The organism is Rhodococcus sp. NPDC059179 (assembly GCF_042754885.1).
Classification (GTDB): domain Bacteria; phylum Actinomycetota; class Actinomycetes; order Mycobacteriales; family Mycobacteriaceae; genus Rhodococcus_G.
In genome coordinates, this window is sequence record NZ_JBHZBV010000002.1 from 488,973 (window position 1) to 506,614 (window position 17,642).

Consider the following 17,642-nt stretch of genomic DNA (forward strand, 5'->3'; position numbering starts at 1 on the left):
CGTTCCTGTGCTGGTCAACGATCCTGCCATGTCGCAGGCGGTCCGGCTCACGCGTTCCAGGCTGCGGACAGCAGCGCCCTGGTTTCGCGCAGGAGCTGGGGCATCACCTTCGCCCCGCCGACGACGGTGATGAAGTTCGCGTCGCCGCCCCAGCGCGGAACGATGTGCTGATGCAGGTGCTCGGCAAGCGAACCACCCGCCGCGGCACCCAGATTCAGCCCGACGTTGAACCCGTCCGGACGCGAGACCCGCTTGATCACACGGATCGCCTGCTGCGTGAACGCCATCAGCTCGCCCGACTCGTCCGAGGTGAGATCCTCGAGCGCGGCCACCCGGCGGTACGGCACCACCATCATGTGACCGGGGTTGTACGGGTACAGGTTGAGCACCGCGTAGACATGCTCGCCGCGGGCGACGATCAGTCCTTCCTCGTCGCTCATCTTCGGGATGTCGGTGAACGGTCCCTCGCCGGGAGTCGAGACCTTCGGCGCCTCGGCGATGTACGACATCCGGTGCGGCGACCACAGCCGTTGCAGCCGGTCCGGATCGCCGGGTCCCGTGTCGACGACCGAGCCATCGTCGCTCATCCGAGGCCTCCGAGCAGTTCGGATGTGGGCGAGGCGTTCTCGCGCCTCGCGATCCAGCCGCTGATCGCCTCGACCGCGTCCGCGACCGGGATGCCGTTGATCTGGGTGCCGTCGCGGAACCGGAAGCTGACCGCACCCGCCTCCACGTCCCGCTCGCCCGCGAGCAACATGAACGGCACCTTCTGCGTGGTGTGGTTGCGGATCTTCTTCTGCATCCGGTCGTCGCTGACGTCCACCTCGGCGCGGACGCCCGCGGCCTTGAGCTTGCCGACGACGTCGAACAGGTGGCCCTCGAACGCCTCGGCGACGGGGATTCCGACGACCTGCACCGGCGCCAGCCAGGCCGGGAAGGCGCCGGCATAGTGCTCGGTGAGCACGCCGAAGAACCGCTCGATGGAACCGAACAGGGCACGGTGGATCATCACCGGCTGGTGCTTGGCGCCGTCGGATCCGGTGTACTCGAGCTCGAACCGCTCCGGCTGGTTGAAGTCGAGCTGAATGGTCGACATCTGCCAGCTCCGGCCGAGCGCGTCCTGCACCTGAACCGAGATCTTCGGGCCGTAGAACGCGGCGCCGCCCGGATCCGGGACCAGGACCAGTCCGGAGGCCTCGGCGACCTCGGCGAGGGTGTTGGTGGCCTCTTCCCAGGTCGCGTCGTCGCCGACGTACTTGTCGGGGTTCTTGGTCGACAGCTCGAGGTGGTAGTCGTCGAGGCCGTAGTCCTTGAGCAGTCCGAGCACGAAGTTCAGCGTGCGGGTCAGCTCGTCGCGCATGTCCTCGCGGGTGGTGTAGATGTGCGCGTCGTCCTGCGTCATGCCGCGCACCCGGGTCAGGCCGTGCACGACGCCGGACTTCTCGTAGCGGTAGACGGACCCGAACTCGAACAGGCGCAGCGGCAGCTCCCGGTACGAGCGCCCGCGGGTGCGGAAGATCAGGTTGTGCATCGGGCAGTTCATCGGCTTGAGGAAGTACTCCTGGCCGGGCTTGCGCACCGTGCCGTCCTCGTTCAGTTCCTCGTCGATGTGCATCGCCGGGAACATGCCGTCTCGGTACCAGTCCAGGTGACCGGAGACCTCGTACAGGTGGCCCTTGGTGATGTGCGGCGAGTAGACGAACTCGTAGCCCTCCTCGACATGCCGCTGCCGCGAGTAGTTCTCCATCTCCTGACGGATGATGCCGCCCTTGGGATGGAAGACCGGCAGTCCGGAGCCGAGCTCGTCGGGGAAGCTGAACAGGTCCAGTTCGGCGCCGACCTTGCGGTGGTCGCGGCGCTCGGCCTCGGCGATCAGCTCCATGTGCTTGTCGAGCGCCTCCGGCGACTCCCAGGCGGTGCCGTAGACGCGCTGCAGGTCCTCACGGTTCTGGTCGCCGCGCCAGTAGGCCGCGGAGCTGCGGGTGAGCTTGAACGCGGGAATGTGCTTGGTGGTGGGGATGTGCGGGCCGCGGCACAGGTCGCTCCACACCTTCTCGCCGGTGCGCGGGTCGAGGTTGTCGTAGATGGTCAGCTCGTTGCCGCCGACCTCCATCACCTCGGGGTCGTCGATGCCCGACTTGTCGTCGATGAGCTCGAGCTTGAAAGGCTCCTTCGCCAGTTCGAGGCGGGCGTCCTCGATGGAGTCGACGACACGGCGCGAAAAGCGTTGCGAGCCCTTGATGATCTGCTTCATCTTCTTCTCGAGGCGGGTCAGGTCCTCGGGGGTGAACGGCGCGTCGACCCGGAAGTCGTAGTAGAAGCCGTCCTTGATCGGCGGGCCGATGCCGAGCTTGGCGTTCGGGAACTCCGACTGCACGGCCTGGGCGAGCACGTGCGCGCAGGAGTGCCGGATCACGCTGCGGCCGTCCTCGGTGTCGGCGGCGACCGCCTCGACCTCCACGTCCTGCTCGGGGATCCAGGACAGGTCCCTGAGCTGGCCCTCGGCGTCGCGAACGACGACGATGGCGTCCGAACCCTTGCCGGAGAGCCCCGCCTCCCGAACCGCCGTCCCTGCGGTAGTCCCCGCGGGCACCCGGACGTGGGCGGCTGGGACTGCGGATGCGGGCGTGGTCACGACGATGTGCTCCTCAGATGTTCTGCGCCGACGCGAAGACGTCGAGCTCGGTGAGCCCTCATGCTATCGGCAGGCGGATCGGATGGGCCGCTCACCCGAGCAGCGCGCCGAGCCGCGCCGCGCGGACCGACGGCTGCTGACGCGGGCAGCTGGTGCACTTGGCGCGCTCGGCGGCGACCGGATCGGGCTCCGTTTCGTAGATCAGGCAGCAGGACAACCTGCGGACCACCCGGCGCGAGCCAGGCGCAGGGGCGGAGCGCGGATCAGCGGCGACCGGTCCCCCGCGGCCCACGTCGACGAAACGCGGCGGCGGCATCGGGTGTCCGATCAGTTCGGCGAGGTCGACGGCGAGCGCGCTGCCGAGCACCGGAGCACCGAGCGCGGTGCCCGCGTCGAGGGCGCGGTTCCCCAGCGAGTCGGCGGCGATCGCCCACAGCGAACGCGTGCCAGCCCCGCCGAGGTCGGCGAGCGCCGCGACGGTCGGGCCGATCGCGGCGCGTAGCCGCGCGGCCAGCGCCTCGGGCCCGCGCACGAGCCGATCGGAGCGGACGGTTCCCAGGTAGCCGTCCGGGCGGAGCGTGCAGGTGAGGCGGCCGGGCGCCGGGTCGGGCGCGAGCCCCGTCGTCAGCAGCATCGTGGCCGGGATCGACAGCAGGGTTGAGCTCGCCGAGTACCACCACAGCGTCGCGGCGACCCGGCGGTCGTCGCAGTTCCAGCGGCGCGCCGCGTCGGCGGTCCTGGCGGCGAGCCAGTCCCGGTCCGTGAGGAGCGCGCCGGGGAACTCGGTGGCGCCCGCCGCGGGGGTGACCGCCTCCCGGAGTGAGGGGACGGCGGCGATCGCCCGGGCGTACGCGTCGCCTGGCTCTGGCTCCGGATCCCTCACACGACCACCATTTCGTCCGACGACAAGCCGTGCACCGACAGCGCGGGTCTGCCGGTGCGCGGGTCCGCTCCCACCTCACCCATGATCCCGAAGACGTCGGCCAACAGCGAGCCGGTGAGCACATCGGCAGGCGCGCCGGTCCCGACGATCACGCCGCCCGACACGACGGCGATACGGTCGCAGTACTCGACGGCGAGTCGGAGGTCGTGCAGCGTCACCACCACCGCGATCCCGTCCGCCGCCAGGCTCACCAGCAGGTTCATCACGGTGAGCTGATGCTTGAGGTCGAGATGGTTGGTCGGCTCGTCGAGCAGCAACACCCGGGGTTCCTGCGCCAGTGCCCGCGCGATCGACATCCGCTGCCGTTCGCCGCCGGACAACTCCTTGACGTCGCGACCTGCCAGGCCCTCGAGTCCGACCTGCGCGAGCACCCGGTCCACGACGGCTCGATCCGTGCCGCCCGCGCTCTGCAGCCAACCCAGGTGCGCCGCCCTGCCGAGCTGGACCGATTCGCGGACGGTGAGCCCACCGGACGGGGGCGGCTCCTGGGCGCTGGCCGCGAGTTGCCGCGCCACCGCGCGTCGGGAGAGCGAGGAGAGTTCCGCCCCTGCCAACGTGATCCGGCCCGCGCTCGGGGACAACGCCCGGTAGCAGCAGCGCAGCACGGTGGTCTTGCCGCTGCCGTTGGGGCCGACCAGGGCGAGGACCTCGCCCGCCCTGGCCTCGAGGTCGACTCCGGAGAGCACCTCGCGCCTGCCGAGCTCGGCTCGGACCTGCTGGATCTGCAACGGCGCGTTCACGATTGGGTCCCCCTGTACTGCCGGTACAACATGGCGATGAAGATGGGGGCACCCACGAGCGCCGTCACCACCCCGACCGGCAGCTCCGTCCCGGAACTGACCGCCCTGGCGGCGAGATCGGCCAGCACCAGCGTCACCGCCCCCAGCAGGGCCGCGACCGGCAGCAGCCGGACCGCACTGACACCGACCAGGAACCCCGCCACGTGCGGGACCAGCAGACCGACGAAACCGATTCCCCCCGAGACGGCCACCGCGGCGCCCGCCAGCACCGAGACCCCGAGCAGGGTGAGGACCCGGAATCGCCGAACGTTCATGCCGAGCGCCGTCGCGCCGTCGTCGCCCGCGTGCAGCAGGTTCAGCCGTCGGGCGGAGAACCCCGCCACGGTGCCGACCACGGCGAGGGTGACCGCGGGATAGATCAGGCTCGACCAGCGGGCGTCACCGAAACCGCCTGCGAGCCAGCGGAGCACCGCGGACAGCTGGTGCTCGTCGGCGATGACGAGGAGCACGAACATGGTCAGCGCGGAGAAGACCTGCGCGAGCGCGACACCGACGAGGATGACCCCGGTGACGTTCTGGTAGCGACCGCCGATCACCAGCGCGGCGAACAGCGGCACCATCGCACCGAGAAACGCCGCCAGCGGGGTCGTGAACACGCCCGCCAGGCCCGCACCGATCCCGAGCACGGTGACCAGCACCACCCCGAAGCCTGCACCGGCGGACACGCCGAGCAGATAGGGGTCCGCGAGCGGATTGCGCGTGACCGCCTGGGCGAGCGCGCCGCCGACCGCGAGGGCGGCCCCGACGACCGCCGCGGTGAGCGCCCGCGGCAGCCGGGAGTCGATCACGATCCGCTCACGCGCCTCGGACCACCAGGACACGAAGACCCCGCCGCTGAGCCGGTGCCCGACGATCGCCCACACGTCGCCGACCGGTATCCGGACCGAACCGAACGAGACGGCGAGGGCGATCGACATCAGCAGGGCCGCGACGAGCCCGGCCAGGAGCAACGGCAGCGTCAGCCGGGGTTCGACGCGGACCGCGGTCGTCATCCCTTGCCGCCGAACACATCAGGGTGCAACGCCCTGGCGATCGTCTCGACCGAGGTGACCATCCGCGGGCTCTCGAAGAAGTCGTCGAGCGGCACCACGATGATCCGGTCGTTGCGGACCGCGGGCGTCGCCGACGCGATGGGCTGGCTGCGCAGGTACGCCAGCTTCTGCGCCACGGGAGCGTTGCCGTAGTCGAGCACGACAATGGCCTCCGGTGCGCGCTCACCGACCGTCTCCCACGTCGTCGTCGTGTAGGGCTTGCGACCCTCGGACGTGATGTTTCTGGCACCGGCGTACTCGGCGATGAGATTGCCGATCCCCACCCCGCCGATCGACAGCGGTTCCGCCTCGCCGCCGTCGTAGAAGAACGTGGGTACCGGCTGGGCGCCAGCTGCGGCGAGGGCCGACCGGACCCGTTCGAGGGGCTCGGTGACGCGACCGGTGAGCGCCGCGGCCTCCGTTTGAGCGCCGAGCAGCTCACCGAGCTGAGCGAAGTCGTTCTCCAGCAAGCCGATCGACGGGAAGCCGTTACCGCAATACTCGGAGAACAGGAACGTCGCGATGCCCTCCTTCTCCAGCTCGTCCCTGTCGCGCCCCTCCTTGGGGTCGAAGGCGCTGCGCATCCCGCCGACGACGAGATCGGGTTCGAGATCGCGAATCTGTTCGGCCGAGGGGTACTCCCTGGCAAGGCTCGGGATCTTCCGGAACTGTTCCGCGGTCTCCGGCAACGGGTTCGACTCGCCGTACCCCATTCCGACGATCCGGTCACCGACGCCCATCAGGATGAGCGTCTCGGTGACGTGGTCGTTCATGGAGACGATCCGTTGCGGCGGTGCGTCGAACGTGGCGGGGCGCTCACAGTTGGTGATGTGCACGGGTTGCGCGAAGGCCGAGGCCTCCGCACGCTCGGCGCCGGCGTCACCCTTTGAGCAGCCGGTGAGCGCGAGGGTGAGAACGAGTGCGACCGAAGCGATTCCGCGTCGCTTACAGGTGGGATTCAAGGCAGACCTCTGGTTCTTGGGTCGCCGAAGACGGTTCCAGCGCGAAGGGCCCCGCGCAATGTCGGGTGCCGCCCCACTGGACTTTCCGTTTCGTAGACCACGACGAATGGGAGTCTCATGACGATCGGCAGGTAATCGGGCTTGTCGCGTATGCGATCTACCGTTGCGGGTCAGCGCCGGATTTTGACCGGACTTCCCCTGCGCGAAGGTCAGTAGTGCTCCTGCAGTATGCACGAGCACCGGCGGAGCTCAGAGCGGGCTCTCCAGCAACGGGTGCTCGATGCCGATCCAGCCGCCGATCAGCCCGAGAGTGCCGAGCACCCACAGGGTTCCGATCACGATGGCGAACGTCAGGAACGCGGACAGCGCCTTGACCACCACCGACTGGCGGGCGAACCAGGCCATGAACCGGTCGTAGCGCTCCCGGGCGAACCGCAGCAGCCGGTGCGCCCAGGCGAACTCCGAGGCGAGAATGCCGAGCCCGGCGAACACGATCAGCCAGCCCGGGCCCGGATACGGGATCGCGATGATGCCGACGGCGAGGACGAGACCACCGATCACTCCGACGCAGATCCGGTAGGCCAGGTTCAGTCCGGGACTGCCCGCGATGCGTCGCCGCAGGCGCATCCATCGATTCTCAGTCGTCGGCACGCGGCCAACACTACCGAGGGCCGGCCCCAGGCGCCGGAGGCCGAACCACTGCCCGCCAGGCCTCGACGGCCAGAAGCCCCACACACACAGGCACAAGAAAAAGGGCCGCCGCGAAACTCTCGCGACGACCCTTGTCTTTGTGGTCCCGGCTGGGATCGAACCAGCGACCTTCCGCGTGTGAAGCGGACGCTCTCCCACTGAGCCACGGGACCTCAGCCGCGCGCTGAACTCTCGCGGCCGGACGGGATGGAACATTAACACGACTTCCGCGGAAGTGAAAAACCGCCTATGTACCCGCCCCCGCCGCCCGCTGCGCCTGGCCTGCGAGCGACTCGAGAAGGCCCTCCGGCCCAGGCAAAGCCCACCACCCGATCGACGTTTCCGCCACTGAGCTGGCGATTTGTGACTACACACCCCGTGGGCTAATGTTTCATCTCGCACCACGGAGGCAGCAACGCAGCCCCCGGAAGTGCAATGCGGATGTAGCGCAGTGGTAGCGCATCACCTTGCCAAGGTGAGGGTCGCGGGTTCGAATCCCGTCATCCGCTCTCGAGGTTGGACTCGACCTTGACGGTGGAGTGGCCGAGTGGTGAGGCAACGGCCTGCAAAGCCGTGCACACGGGTTCGATTCCCGTCTCCACCTCGCGCGATTAGCTCAGCGGGAGAGCGCTTCCCTGACACGGAAGAGGTCACTGGTTCAATCCCAGTATCGCGCACGAAGAAAAGGCACCCGGTCGGGTGCCTTTTCTGTTCGCACTCTCGGACCTGCACAATGGGTCCGGAAGGGCATGCACAATGCGGATGTAGCGCAGTGGTAGCGCATCACCTTGCCAAGGTGAGGGTCGCGGGTTCGAATCCCGTCATCCGCTCGAGATAGGCCGGACAGATCCGGCATCCCGCGCGATTAGCTCAGCGGGAGAGCGCTTCCCTGACACGGAAGAGGTCACTGGTTCAATCCCAGTATCGCGCACCAAATCGAAAGCCCCGGCCGGGTAGGCCGGGGCTTTCGTCGTATCGGGGCAGCGGCGCACACCCAGGCTGAACACCGGATGAACTCCGTCTCGGGTCCGGCATGTCGAGTTGAACGCCTGTCCACAGTCGGGTTTGCTTCTGCGGATCCCGTACCGATACGACCCCGAGGACCCGTGATGGAGTTCAACCGCATCGATCGCCGTCGGTTCCTGGCCGGCGCTGCCGCCGCGGCCGCCGCCGCTCCACTGGCCGCAACGGCGCCGTCGGCCGCGGCCGCAGCCACGGACAGGTTCGCCTTCCCCACCGGCCCCGACCTGCGGGTGCTGATCACCGGCGACGCGGGGACCGGAACCAAGGCGCAATGGGCGGTGGCCGACGCGATCCGGGACCTGCATCGCCGAGAACCCCTGTCGATGGCGCTCGGGCTCGGCGACAACATCTACGAACTCGGGCCAAACGGCGATCAGGACTTCCAGTTCGCCACGAAGTTCGAGGACCCCAACCACGGACTCGACTTCCCATGGGTGATGGCCCTGGGAAACCACGACAACAGCGCGATCTTCCCCGGCGACGGCGGCTGGTTGCTGCGCGGCGACGACGAGGTCGCCTACCACCGGCGGTCCCGGCGGTGGTGGATGCCGTCCCGCTACTACTCGGTCCGCGTGCCCGAGCAGAACCCGGTCGTCGAGTTCTTCGTCCTCGACCTGAACCCGCTCGCCGCCTACCTGCCGCCGGTGCTCGCACCCTACTGGGCGCCGGACGGGCAGTTCATGAACGAACAACGCGCGTGGCTGGATGCGGCGATCGCCTCCTCGCCTGCGAAGTGGAAGGTCGCGTGCACCCACCACCCCTACCTGAGCAACGGCTCCCACGGCGACGCGGGCGAGTACGACGGGATCCCATTCGAACCCATGAACGGCATGCACGCGAAGCGGTTCTACGAGGAGCACGTCGTCGGGCGGTGCCAGTTCATCCTCTCGGGACACGATCACGCGCTTCAGGTCCTCGAACCGACCCTCGAGTCGAAGGGCACCCGTCAGATCGTCTCCGGCGCCGCAGGGAAGAACAGCCACGGCAAGGCCGGTAAACACGGCGATCGCCGCAACCTCTTCCAGAACTTCACCGATGTCGGGTTCATGGTGATGGACCTCTCGGCCGAGCGCGCCGCGATCCGCGTGTACACGGTCGACATCCCGACGGCGCGGGCGAAGCAGGTGTTCGACCGGCGCTTGTAGCCTTCCGGATCGGCGCCGAGGGACAATGACGACATGGTCTTTCGGGTACTGGCCGAGGCGACGATGACCGTGCACTTCGCGTTCCTGGTGTATGTCATCGCGGGTGGGTTCCTGGCCTGGCGCTGGCCCCGGATGATCTGGCCGCATCTGATCCTCGCGGGCTGGGGCTTCTCCACCATTGCGTTCGGGCTCGACTGCCCGCTCACCCACATCGAGAACTGGGCCAGGCGCGAAGCGGGCGAGCAGGGTCTGAGCACCGGCTTCATCGACACCTACCTGACCGGCGTCGTCTATCCGGAGCGCTACACCTCGCAGCTGCAGGCACTCGCCGGGCTCGTCGTCCTCGCCTCCTGGACCGGTTACGTCGTCCGCCGGAGGCGACCGCGCCGGGCCCGGGTCCAGATCACCGCGCCGAGCTGACCGCTGCCCGCGGGTCGATGACGGCGCGCAGGGTCCGGCGCGCGATCCGGCCCTCCGGGGTCGGCAGCAGCGGGTAGACGTGCAGCATTCCCGGCTCCTCGTGGAACTCGAACCCGGTGTTGCCGAGCGCCATTCGTTCGCGCAGCCGCCGCGCGTCGGCGTTGAGGATGTCGCGGGTGCCGGTGAAGACCGTGACGTGCCCCAGGTCGTCGAGGTCGGCCTCGATCGGACTCACCCTGGAGTCCGCGGGGTCCAGCGCGCCGCGATAGGCGTCACCGGCGACCCGCAGCCCGTCGGGACACAGCCACGGGTCCTGCGGGGCGAGGACCGAGATCGCGGGGTCGCTGACGGTGATGTCGAGCCAGGGCGAGATGAGCACCGTGCGTCGCGGCGGCGCCAGCGTGCGCTCCCGCAGCGCCACCGCGACGGCCAGCGCCATACCCCCGCCCGCGGAATCACCGAGCAGACAGAACCGATCGGCGCCGCGCTCCGCGATCAGCACCTCGGCGAGGTCGGCGGCCGCCGGGACCACCGCGTCCGCGGTCGACACCGGGGCCAGCGGGTAGATCGGGACGACGACCTCCACCGGCAAGGACCGGGCCATGGCGGCGACCAACTGCCAGTGCTGACGGGTGATCTCCCGAAAATAGGACCCACCGTGCAGGTACAGCACGCTGTCCAGATCCCGCCGTGACGCCCCGTGTGCGGCAAGCGAGTACACCGGCCAACCGGCGGCCGAGCGTTCCAACCGGATGTCGACCCGCCGATCGAGGCCACGAGGCGGACTGAACGAACGTGGCCGCAACGCCCGGCCTGCCATCTCCCGGCGGGTGGCCACGGCGCCAACCCGCCTGCTACCCCGCAGGGCCAGCGCGGCGGGCATCAACCGGTTCGCCAGGCTGGTCATCGGTTCGCGGCCGCGTGTCCGGCGATCAGGTCGCGGTACCAGAAATAAGAGTCCTTCGGGGTGCGGGCCAGGGTCTCGTAGTCGATGTGGACCAGACCGAACCGCTCCTTGTAGCCCGCCGCCCATTCGAAGTTGTCGAAGATGGACCAGGCGAAGTAGCCCCGCACGTCGACACCGTCCTCGATCGCCTCCCGCACGGCGTGCAGGTGCTCCCGGTGGTAGTCGATCCGGCGCTGGTCGTCGACCCGGCCGTCGGCGTCGGGGTCGTCGTCGTGGAACGAGGCGCCGCTCTCGGTGATGTAGATCGGCGGCAGCGCGTCGCCGTACCGGTCGGCGAAGATCCCCAGGATCTCCCGCAGCCCCGCAGGCACGATCGGCCACCCGAAGTCCGTCCTCGGGTAGCCCTCCAGCGCCACCGGCTGGAACGGCATCCCCGGCGGCAGGTCCACCTCGAGCACGCCTGCGCCGCCGTCGTCGTCGGTGGGGGCGGCGATCACCGTCGGCTCGTAGTAGTTGATGCCGAACCAGTCCAGCGGCTGGGAGATCACCTCGAGGTCCTCGGCGACTGGGCCCTGCAGCATCGCCCCGATCTCCTCGGCCGGGTAGCTGCCGCGCAGGATCGGATCGGCGAAGGTCCAGTTCACGAGGTGGTCGTAGATCTCCGCAGCAGTGGTGTCCGCATCGGACTCACTGGCCGGGCGGACCGGTGCGTGATTGGAGGCGATACCGATGTTCGCAGCGCCCGCCGCGCGCAGCGCCTGCACCGAGAGCCCGTGGCCCAGCAGCTGGTGGTGGGCGGCCTGCAGCGCCCCGAACCCGAGCTCCTCGCCGGGGGCGTGCACGCCGAACGCGTGTCCGTAGAAGGTGTGCACCACCGGCTCGTTCAGCGGCATCCACATGTGCACGCGGTCGCCGAGGCGGCGGCCGATGATGTCGGCGTACTCGGCGAGCCGGTACGAGGTCTCGCGGTTGAGCCACCCGCCCGCCTCCTGCAACGCCTGCGGCAGGTCCCAGTGGAAAAGGGTCACCGCGGGCTTGACGCCTGCCTCGACGAGCTCGTCGACCAGCCGGTCGTAGAAGTCCAGCCCCTCGCCGTTGACGCTGCCGCTGCCGGTGGGCTGCACCCGGGACCAGGACACCGACAGCCGATAGGAGTCGACACCGAGGTCGCGCATCAGCGCGACGTCCTCGCGGTACCGGTGATAGTGGTCGATGGCGACCGCCCCTGTCTCGCCCCCGACGATGACGCCGGGTCGCTCGCAGTACTCGTCCCAGATGGAGCGGCCGCGTCCGCCCTCATTCACCGCACCCTCGATCTGGTAGGCGGCGGCGGCCACGCCCCACAGAAACCCCTGAGGGAACACCGGATTGGATTCGACAGCAGTCATCACCCGAGTTTGCCGAAATGTTGGACGCACGTCCAGTCTCGGTGCTTGAATTCATCAACACACCGCCCGAACGGGCTCGGCGAAAGCACACTGTCCCCTATGACGCTCCCCACCCCGACACTGCGGGCCGCTCGCGTGACGACCGCCGTGGCCTTCGGCCTGCAGGGCATGTTCCTCGCCGCGCTGCTGACGCAGCTCCCCCAGTTCAAGGAACGCTTCGGTTTCGACGACACCACCATCGTGATCGCCGTGGTGCTGGTCTCGCTGGTCGCGGGCGTCGGCAGCGTGCTCGCCGAGTACGTGGCGACCAGGACCTCCAGCAAGACGACGCTGCGGGCGGGACTGTTCGTCATCGCCGGTGCGGGCGTCGGCATCGCGGTCGCACCCTCGACCGCCCTGTTCTTCATCGGGTTCGCCGTCTACGGCATCGGCCTCGGCATGGTCGACGCCGCAGCCAACATGCAGGCCGTGGCGATCCAGCACCGGTACGGCAGGTCGATCCTGTCCTCGTTCCACGCGGTGTGGAGCGTCGGCGCCATCGTCGGTGCCCTGTTCGTCGCGATCTGCTCGGAGGTCGGGGTGAGCCTGCCGGTCTCGATCTTCCTCGCCGCCCTCGCGGTCGCCGCCGGAACCCTGCTGATCGGACCCCGGCTGCTGGCGGTCGGACCGGAGTCCGAGGCCGCCACGTCCGCCGCGCCGCTGACGATCCCGATGCGGCCCTTCCTCGCCCTCGGTGCGGCGATGGCCCTGTTCTTCGCCATCGACTTCAGCGTCGGCAACTGGTCCGCGCTGTACCTCAAGGACCTGTTGCTCTCCAGCGCCAGCACCGCCGCGCTCGGTGTGGCCGCCTATCAGACCGCGGGCCTGGTCTCCCGCCTGACCGGCGACTTCTGGGTGCGTCGCCACGGCGAGATCGCGGTGGTCCGGGTCGGCACGGCGATCGCCGCGCTCGGGCTGGTCGTGGTGGTCGCCGCGCAGAGCCCCGCCGTCGCGATCGTCGGCTTCCTGATCGTCGGCCTCGGCGCCCCCGTCGTCGCCCCACTCTGTTTCAGCGCCGCAGGCCGGCTCGCCCCGCCGGACCAGACGGACGCCGTGATCGCCCGGCTCAACCTGTTCAACTACGCGGGCACGCTGATCGGCGGCGCCATCGTCGGGGCCGTCGCGGCGGTCTCCGATCTGCGGATCGGCTTCGTCCTGCCCCTGGTGTTCGCGGTGGCGTTGTTCCTGCTCGCCCCCGCGTTCCGGCCGGAACGGGTAGTCGCAGAGCCGGATTCATCGGGACTGTCGCGGGTGGTTGACTGAGCGCACGTGATTGACTGAGCGCATGAGCGTCGCCGTCATCCGTGCCCTCGCCTCCGACGCCGCCGAGCTGGCCGCGGTGGCCGCGGTGACGTTCCCGCTGGCGTGCCCGCCGTCCGCGACCGAGGCCGACGTCGCGGACTTCGTCGGCGCCGTGCTGTCCGAGGCCCGCTTCAGCGAGTACCTCGCCGCACCGGACAGGACCGTCCTCAAGGCCGTCGGCGTGGACGGCATCATCGGCTACGCGATGCTCGTCGACGGCACCCCCGACGATCCCGACGTCCGGGCAGCGGTGTCGCTGCTGCCAACGGTGGAGATCAGCAAGCTGTACGTGCTGCCGGACCGGCACGGCGACGGGGTGTCCACGGCGCTGATGACCGCCGCGCTCGACCACGCGCGCGCACTGGGCGCCGCGGGGGTCTGGCTCGGGGTGAACCAGGAAAACGCGCGGGCACAGCGCTTCTACGCAAAGAACGGCTTCGAACGGGTCGGCACGAAGACGTTCCTGGTCGGCGAGCAGCTACACCACGATTTCGTCATGCAGCGGGCGGTCTGAGCACGATGACGAGGCGAAACTAGTCCAGCGCAAGCGGGGTGCTGAGGAACTCGACCAGCTCGACCGGATCGGCGTCCTCGGCATCGAGCAGTGCGAGCAGCTCGTCCACGTCCGACGCCGCGACCGGTTCCACGCCGCCGGGCGCCCACAGCGTCGCCGGTCCTGTCGGCAGCGGTCGCGCGCAGACCACCGAGCCGACGTCGATGCCGCTGCTCCCCCACTCGCCGCGGACCTCGACGGTCGCACCCCCGCGCAGGTCCCGCAGCGTCAGCACGTCGGCAGCGGTCGCGATCACCTCGAACACGGACCGTTGCGTGCCCAGCCACTGCCGGGCCAGCTCGAAGTCCTCGGGCGGCAGCAGCACCGCGCGCCGGGCGACATACAGCGCGAGGACGCCGCCCTCGAACAGGCCCACGTCGACCACGAGCCCGCCCTCGAGCGCCCTGCCCATCGTCTCCGCGTCGACCTCGTCCCAGTACGCGGTGCGTGCCTCCGCGAGCTCGTAGAGCCCGTCGAACAGTTCCGGCGTCCGCATGAACAGCAGCGCCTTGCTGTACAGCCACGCGGCGCGATCGTCCGGGGACAGCTCGGACTTGCCGAGATGGCAGGCCTTGTACTTGCGGCCCGACCCGCACCAACAGCGGTCGTTGCGGCCGAGCCCGGGGTGCTCGCGGGGCTGGAATCGGGCCAGCACGTCGTGCAGGGGCTCGGACTCGCCGTCCTCGATCCGACCGAGCAGCGACTGCGCCCGCGTCACGTCTCCCGCGTCCGCGGCGAGCAACGCGAGGTCGAAGATCGCCGGGACCCACTCGGGGTCGCGGTCGAGGCACTCCTCGTAGTACTCGATCGCGGCGGTGACGTCGCCGAGCTGGTCGGCGGCCTTGCCCGCCAGCCAACCGGCAGGCGCCCTGAGCCTGCGTGAGCCCAGCTCGGCCAGTCCGACCGCGGCCGCGTGCAGGGCGTGTTCGGTGTCCGCGTAGCCGGTCACCACGTCGAGCGCCGCGGCGGCCACCACCTGATCCCCGAGCGCCGCGTAGGTATCGGCGTGTCCCGAAACCTGTTCGCGCACATAGTCGGCCGGGTCGATACCGGCAGCGGCCTGGTCGTGAGTCCGGCGCACCAGGCCGAGGAATTCCACCACCGCGCGTGCCTCGTCGGGATGCAGTTCGTACTCGCGGGCCACGATCCCGACCCGGGTCTGCAGGTGGTGCTCGGCGAAATCGAAGCCCGCCGCCGCGAGGTAGTCCCCGTCGCGGACGTAGCCGGCGGCCTCGATCAGCTCACCGAGCGGGGCGGTCGCGCCGCGGAACAGCGCCGCATCCTCGACCATCAGCTGCCAGACGACGGAGTCCAGGTTGTCCAGGGTGCCGGCAGGCACGATTCGGGCGAGCGCCTCCGTGAGGTCCGGAGCCTGCGCCAGTTCCCCGGTGACCCGCCGCAGCGCCAGCCGGCCGTCGGCGACCGTGATCGCGACGAGGTCCCCCGCCGCGCACCCGGCCAACGCGGCGGGTGCGAGCAACAGGCCCTCGTCATACAGGAAGTCCGGGTCGCTCACCCCGCGCTCGGCGAGCCGGTCATCGTCGAAATCGCCGAAGACGACGCTGAATTCACCGCCCTGGTCGCGCTCGGGGTCGAGCGCGAACCCCGTCAGCGGGGTGAGGTCGGGGTTGGCGTCGAGGATGTCGGCCGCGATCTCCGTGGCGGTGAGCCGGTGGGTGAGCATCCGCCCCTCGAGCAGTGGCTCGAGGGCGAGGTTGCGGCCGTCGGGCAGGAATCCGAGACCGTGCTCGTCGAACAGCTCGACCAGCTGCTCCATCTCGCTGGCCGACCCGTGTCCGGCCTCGGCGAGCAGCCGACCCCACTCCTCGGTGGTCAGCGCCCCGCGGTCGCGGAGGATGTCCATCGCGGCGTCGGCGATGAGGTCACGGGGATCGTCGATCTCGGTCACGGGGATCGATCGTAATCGCGCTTCGCGCATGTGCGTGATTCATACCCAGGTCGGGGTACAAATCACTCACAGTCGGCGTAGCCGAATTACGCCGCGACCTCGAAGCGGGACAGCGCGAGCAGTCGGGAGGTCGCGCGCAGGTACTTCTTCCGGTAGCCGCCCGCGAGCATCTCCGGGGTGAAGATCTCGTCCAGCTTGGCGCCGGACACGGTGACCGGGATGCTCGCGTCGTAGAGGCGGTCGGCGAGCACCACCAGCCGCAGCGCCACCGACTGGTCCTCCGCCGGGTGCACGCCCCGCAGGAACACCGCGGGCACATCCGCGATCAGCTTGTTGTAGCGCGAGGGGTGCAGCGTGCTCAGGTGCTTGCACAGCGCGTCGAAGTCGTCGAGCGTCGCACCGGCGATCGAGTCGGCGCGCTCGGCCAGCTCCGCGTCCGAGATCGGCTCCGGTGCTGGCGGCAGGTCGCGGTGGCGGTAGTCGGGCCCGTCGACCCGGATCGTCTCGAAGATCGAACCGAGCTTCTTGATCTCGCGGAGGAAGTCCTGGGCCGCGAACCTGCCCTCGCCCAGCTGCCCCGGCAGGGTGTTCGAGGTGGCCACGATCGAGACGCCACGCGCCGACAGCTCGGTGAGCAGGCGCGAGACAAGCATGGTGTCGCCCGGATCATCGAGCTCGAACTCGTCGATGCACAGCACGCTGTGGCCGGAGAGCTGCTCCACCGCGTTGTTGAAGCCGAGCGCGCCGACCACATGGGTGAGTTCGACGAACGTCCCGAAGGCCTTGGGCGACGGCACGCTGTGGAAGATCGACGCCAGCAGGTGGGTCTTGCCGACACCGAAGCCGCCGTCGAGGTACAGACCCGCGCCGCTGGCCTGGGCCTTCTTGCCGAACAACCCCCGCCGTCCGCCGGAGCGGATCTTCGCCACCTTGGCCGCGAACTCCTCGGCCTTGCGCACCGCAGCGGCCTGGCTCGGCTCGTTCGGATCGGGGATGTACGAGGCGAAACTGACGTCGTCGAACATCGCAGGCGGGACCATTTGCGCGATCAACTGGTCGGCTTGAACCACCGGACTGCGATCAACAAGACGCTCGTGCATGCAAGGAGGTTATCTACGTGCTGTTATCTCCCATATGCACCGCCTCGATAATGCGACCCACCTCACACCACTCGACGACGCCGGACTTCGTGACCTGCACGTCTATCCGGGGACGGCGTCCGGGCCGTGGGTCCGGGTCAACTTCGTCTCGAGCATCGACGGAGCGGTGAGCGCCGACGGCACCTCCGGGGGACTCGGCACTCCCGCCGACAAACGACTGTTCGGCGTCCTGCGCGAACTCGCCGACGTGATCCTGGTCGGGGCCGGGACCGTTCGGGCGGAGAACTACGGCGGCGCCCGGGTCACCGCGGAGCAGCGGGCACGCAGGCGCGACCGCGGACAGTCCGACGCCCCGCCCATCGCCGTCGTCACCGCGAGCGCCCACATCGATCCGGCGTCCCGACTGCTGACCGACACCGCCGTGGCGCCGGTGATCCTCACCGCCACCGCCGCACCAGCGGATCGGAAGGCCGCGCTCTCCGCGGCGGGCGCGCGCGTGCTCGAGATCGGCGAGACCACCGTGACGTCGGCGGCGATCATCGATACCCTCGACGGGCTCGGCCTGCACCGGGTGCTGTGCGAGGGCGGGCCCGCCCTGTTCGGGCAGCTGCTGGCCGACGACGCCGTCGACGAGCTGTGCCTGACCACCTCCCCGCTGCTGGTCGGCGGCCCAGCACCCCGAATCGCGGTCTCTCCCGCTCCCGCGGCGACGCCGATGCGGCGCGCGCATCTGCTCGGGGACGCGGACGGCACGCTGCTCACGCGCTGGGTACGCAAGCAGAACGGCTGAGCGAC

Annotated in this window: 16 protein-coding genes, 6 tRNA genes and 1 riboswitch; of the genes, 10 read left to right on the forward strand and 12 right to left on the reverse strand. The window is 69.6% G+C overall.

Going from position 1 to position 17,642, the window contains the following annotated elements:
- Positions 1–47: 47 nt before the first annotated feature.
- From ACFXMV_RS07240 to ACFXMV_RS07275, 8 genes are all read right to left on the reverse strand, one after another.
- On the reverse strand, positions 48–587 hold the full coding sequence (locus tag ACFXMV_RS07240) for an HIT family protein (RefSeq protein ID WP_378500093.1): 540 nt from the start codon (positions 585–587) through the stop codon (positions 48–50).
- Complete coding sequence (thrS, locus tag ACFXMV_RS07245) at positions 584–2,635, reverse strand: threonine--tRNA ligase (protein ID WP_378500092.1); 2,052 nt, start codon at positions 2,633–2,635, stop codon at positions 584–586. The genes ACFXMV_RS07240 and thrS overlap by 4 nt, the downstream gene beginning before the upstream one ends.
- A 91-nt stretch (positions 2,636–2,726) precedes the next feature.
- The gene (locus ACFXMV_RS07250; RefSeq protein WP_378500091.1) at positions 2,727–3,518 is read right to left on the reverse strand and encodes a hypothetical protein; all 792 of its coding nucleotides are present in this window, start codon (positions 3,516–3,518) and stop codon (positions 2,727–2,729) included.
- Positions 3,515–4,318, reverse strand: a complete 804-nt coding sequence (locus ACFXMV_RS07255; RefSeq protein WP_378502807.1) for an ABC transporter ATP-binding protein — start codon at positions 4,316–4,318, stop codon at positions 3,515–3,517. The genes ACFXMV_RS07250 and ACFXMV_RS07255 overlap by 4 nt, the downstream gene beginning before the upstream one ends.
- Positions 4,315–5,295: a FecCD family ABC transporter permease gene (locus ACFXMV_RS07260; RefSeq protein ID WP_378502865.1), complete on the reverse strand. Its 981-nt coding sequence runs from the start codon at positions 5,293–5,295 to the stop codon at positions 4,315–4,317. Before ACFXMV_RS07260 ends, ACFXMV_RS07255 begins: the two co-directional genes overlap by 4 nt.
- A 71-nt stretch (positions 5,296–5,366) precedes the next feature.
- Positions 5,367–6,371 carry an ABC transporter substrate-binding protein gene (locus ACFXMV_RS07265; protein ID WP_378501934.1) on the reverse strand — a complete coding sequence of 335 codons (1,005 nt, stop codon included), beginning with the start codon at positions 6,369–6,371 and terminating at the stop codon, positions 5,367–5,369.
- A 108-nt stretch (positions 6,372–6,479) separates the two neighbouring features.
- Positions 6,480–6,630: riboswitch (cobalamin riboswitch) on the reverse strand.
- Positions 6,621–6,998 carry a TIGR02611 family protein gene (locus tag ACFXMV_RS07270; protein WP_378501935.1) on the reverse strand — a complete coding sequence of 126 codons (378 nt, stop codon included), beginning with the start codon at positions 6,996–6,998 and terminating at the stop codon, positions 6,621–6,623. (Overlaps the previous riboswitch by 10 nt.)
- A gap of 164 nt (positions 6,999–7,162) precedes the next feature.
- Positions 7,163–7,234 (reverse strand) — tRNA-Val (locus ACFXMV_RS07275).
- A 264-nt stretch (positions 7,235–7,498) separates the two neighbouring features.
- Between ACFXMV_RS07275 and ACFXMV_RS07280 the strand changes: the two genes are divergently transcribed.
- From ACFXMV_RS07280 to ACFXMV_RS07310, 7 genes are all read left to right on the forward strand, one after another.
- Positions 7,499–7,570: transfer RNA gene (locus ACFXMV_RS07280), tRNA-Gly, on the forward strand.
- A gap of 24 nt (positions 7,571–7,594) precedes the next feature.
- Positions 7,595–7,665 (forward strand) — tRNA-Cys (locus ACFXMV_RS07285).
- A gap of 1 nt (position 7,666) precedes the next feature.
- Positions 7,667–7,738: transfer RNA gene (locus ACFXMV_RS07290), tRNA-Val, on the forward strand.
- A gap of 81 nt (positions 7,739–7,819) precedes the next feature.
- Positions 7,820–7,891: transfer RNA gene (locus ACFXMV_RS07295), tRNA-Gly, on the forward strand.
- Positions 7,892–7,920: 29 nt separating this feature from the next.
- A tRNA-Val gene (locus tag ACFXMV_RS07300) sits at positions 7,921–7,995 on the forward strand.
- A 172-nt stretch (positions 7,996–8,167) separates the two neighbouring features.
- A complete protein-coding gene (locus ACFXMV_RS07305; protein ID WP_378502808.1) occupies positions 8,168–9,229 on the forward strand; it encodes a metallophosphoesterase in 1,062 nt (353 codons plus the stop codon).
- 33 nt (positions 9,230–9,262) lie between these two features.
- Positions 9,263–9,649, forward strand: coding sequence for a DUF2784 domain-containing protein (locus ACFXMV_RS07310; RefSeq protein WP_378500615.1), 387 nt, complete (start codon positions 9,263–9,265; stop codon positions 9,647–9,649).
- On the opposite strand, the gene ACFXMV_RS07315 is transcribed toward ACFXMV_RS07310, so the two are convergent.
- The gene (locus ACFXMV_RS07315; protein WP_378500614.1) at positions 9,633–10,556 is read right to left on the reverse strand and encodes an alpha/beta hydrolase fold domain-containing protein; all 924 of its coding nucleotides are present in this window, start codon (positions 10,554–10,556) and stop codon (positions 9,633–9,635) included. The genes ACFXMV_RS07310 and ACFXMV_RS07315 overlap by 17 nt on opposite strands.
- A complete protein-coding gene (locus tag ACFXMV_RS07320; RefSeq protein WP_378500613.1) occupies positions 10,553–11,944 on the reverse strand; it encodes a GH1 family beta-glucosidase in 1,392 nt (463 codons plus the stop codon). Before ACFXMV_RS07320 ends, ACFXMV_RS07315 begins: the two co-directional genes overlap by 4 nt.
- 99 nt (positions 11,945–12,043) lie before the next feature.
- Here ACFXMV_RS07320 and ACFXMV_RS07325 point away from each other — a divergent pair, with 99 nt between their 5' ends.
- Complete coding sequence (locus ACFXMV_RS07325) at positions 12,044–13,246, forward strand: MFS transporter (RefSeq protein WP_378500612.1); 1,203 nt, start codon at positions 12,044–12,046, stop codon at positions 13,244–13,246.
- A gap of 22 nt (positions 13,247–13,268) precedes the next feature.
- Positions 13,269–13,799, forward strand: a complete 531-nt coding sequence (locus ACFXMV_RS07330) for a GNAT family N-acetyltransferase (RefSeq protein WP_378500611.1) — start codon at positions 13,269–13,271, stop codon at positions 13,797–13,799.
- 19 nt (positions 13,800–13,818) lie between these two features.
- On the opposite strand, the gene ACFXMV_RS07335 is transcribed toward ACFXMV_RS07330, so the two are convergent.
- Together ACFXMV_RS07335 and zapE are read right to left on the reverse strand one after the other, a co-directional pair.
- The gene (locus tag ACFXMV_RS07335) at positions 13,819–15,747 is read right to left on the reverse strand and encodes an SEC-C metal-binding domain-containing protein (protein ID WP_378502809.1); all 1,929 of its coding nucleotides are present in this window, start codon (positions 15,745–15,747) and stop codon (positions 13,819–13,821) included.
- A gap of 86 nt (positions 15,748–15,833) precedes the next feature.
- Positions 15,834–16,847 (reverse strand): cell division protein ZapE, encoded by a 1,014-nt coding sequence (gene zapE, locus ACFXMV_RS07340; protein WP_378502390.1) that lies wholly within the window; start codon positions 16,845–16,847, stop codon positions 15,834–15,836.
- A gap of 34 nt (positions 16,848–16,881) precedes the next feature.
- Between zapE and ACFXMV_RS07345 the strand changes: the two genes are divergently transcribed.
- Positions 16,882–17,637: a pyrimidine reductase family protein gene (locus ACFXMV_RS07345; protein ID WP_378502810.1), complete on the forward strand. Its 756-nt coding sequence runs from the start codon at positions 16,882–16,884 to the stop codon at positions 17,635–17,637.
- The last annotated feature ends 5 nt before the right edge of the window (positions 17,638–17,642 follow it).

What these genes read in the sequence shown, in the direction of transcription:
- ACFXMV_RS07240 (WP_378500093.1), bottom strand. Translation starts at nt 587, where the DNA reads ATGAGCGACGATGGCTCGGTCGTCGACACGGGACCCGGCGATCCGGAC.
- ACFXMV_RS07260 (WP_378502865.1), bottom strand. Translation starts at nt 5,295, where the DNA reads ATGTCGATCGCCCTCGCCGTCTCGTTCGGTTCGGTCCGGATACCGGTC.
- ACFXMV_RS07270 (WP_378501935.1), bottom strand. Translation starts at nt 6,998, where the DNA reads ATGCGCCTGCGGCGACGCATCGCGGGCAGTCCCGGACTGAACCTGGCC.
- ACFXMV_RS07310 (WP_378500615.1), top strand. Translation starts at nt 9,263, where the DNA reads ATGGTCTTTCGGGTACTGGCCGAGGCGACGATGACCGTGCACTTCGCG.
- ACFXMV_RS07315 (WP_378500614.1), bottom strand. Translation starts at nt 10,556, where the DNA reads ATGACCAGCCTGGCGAACCGGTTGATGCCCGCCGCGCTGGCCCTGCGG.
- ACFXMV_RS07320 (WP_378500613.1), bottom strand. Translation starts at nt 11,944, where the DNA reads ATGACTGCTGTCGAATCCAATCCGGTGTTCCCTCAGGGGTTTCTGTGG.
- ACFXMV_RS07325 (WP_378500612.1), top strand. Translation starts at nt 12,044, where the DNA reads ATGACGCTCCCCACCCCGACACTGCGGGCCGCTCGCGTGACGACCGCC.
- ACFXMV_RS07330 (WP_378500611.1), top strand. Translation starts at nt 13,269, where the DNA reads ATGAGCGTCGCCGTCATCCGTGCCCTCGCCTCCGACGCCGCCGAGCTG.
- zapE (WP_378502390.1), bottom strand. Translation starts at nt 16,847, where the DNA reads ATGCACGAGCGTCTTGTTGATCGCAGTCCGGTGGTTCAAGCCGACCAG.
- ACFXMV_RS07345 (WP_378502810.1), top strand. Translation starts at nt 16,882, where the DNA reads ATGCACCGCCTCGATAATGCGACCCACCTCACACCACTCGACGACGCC.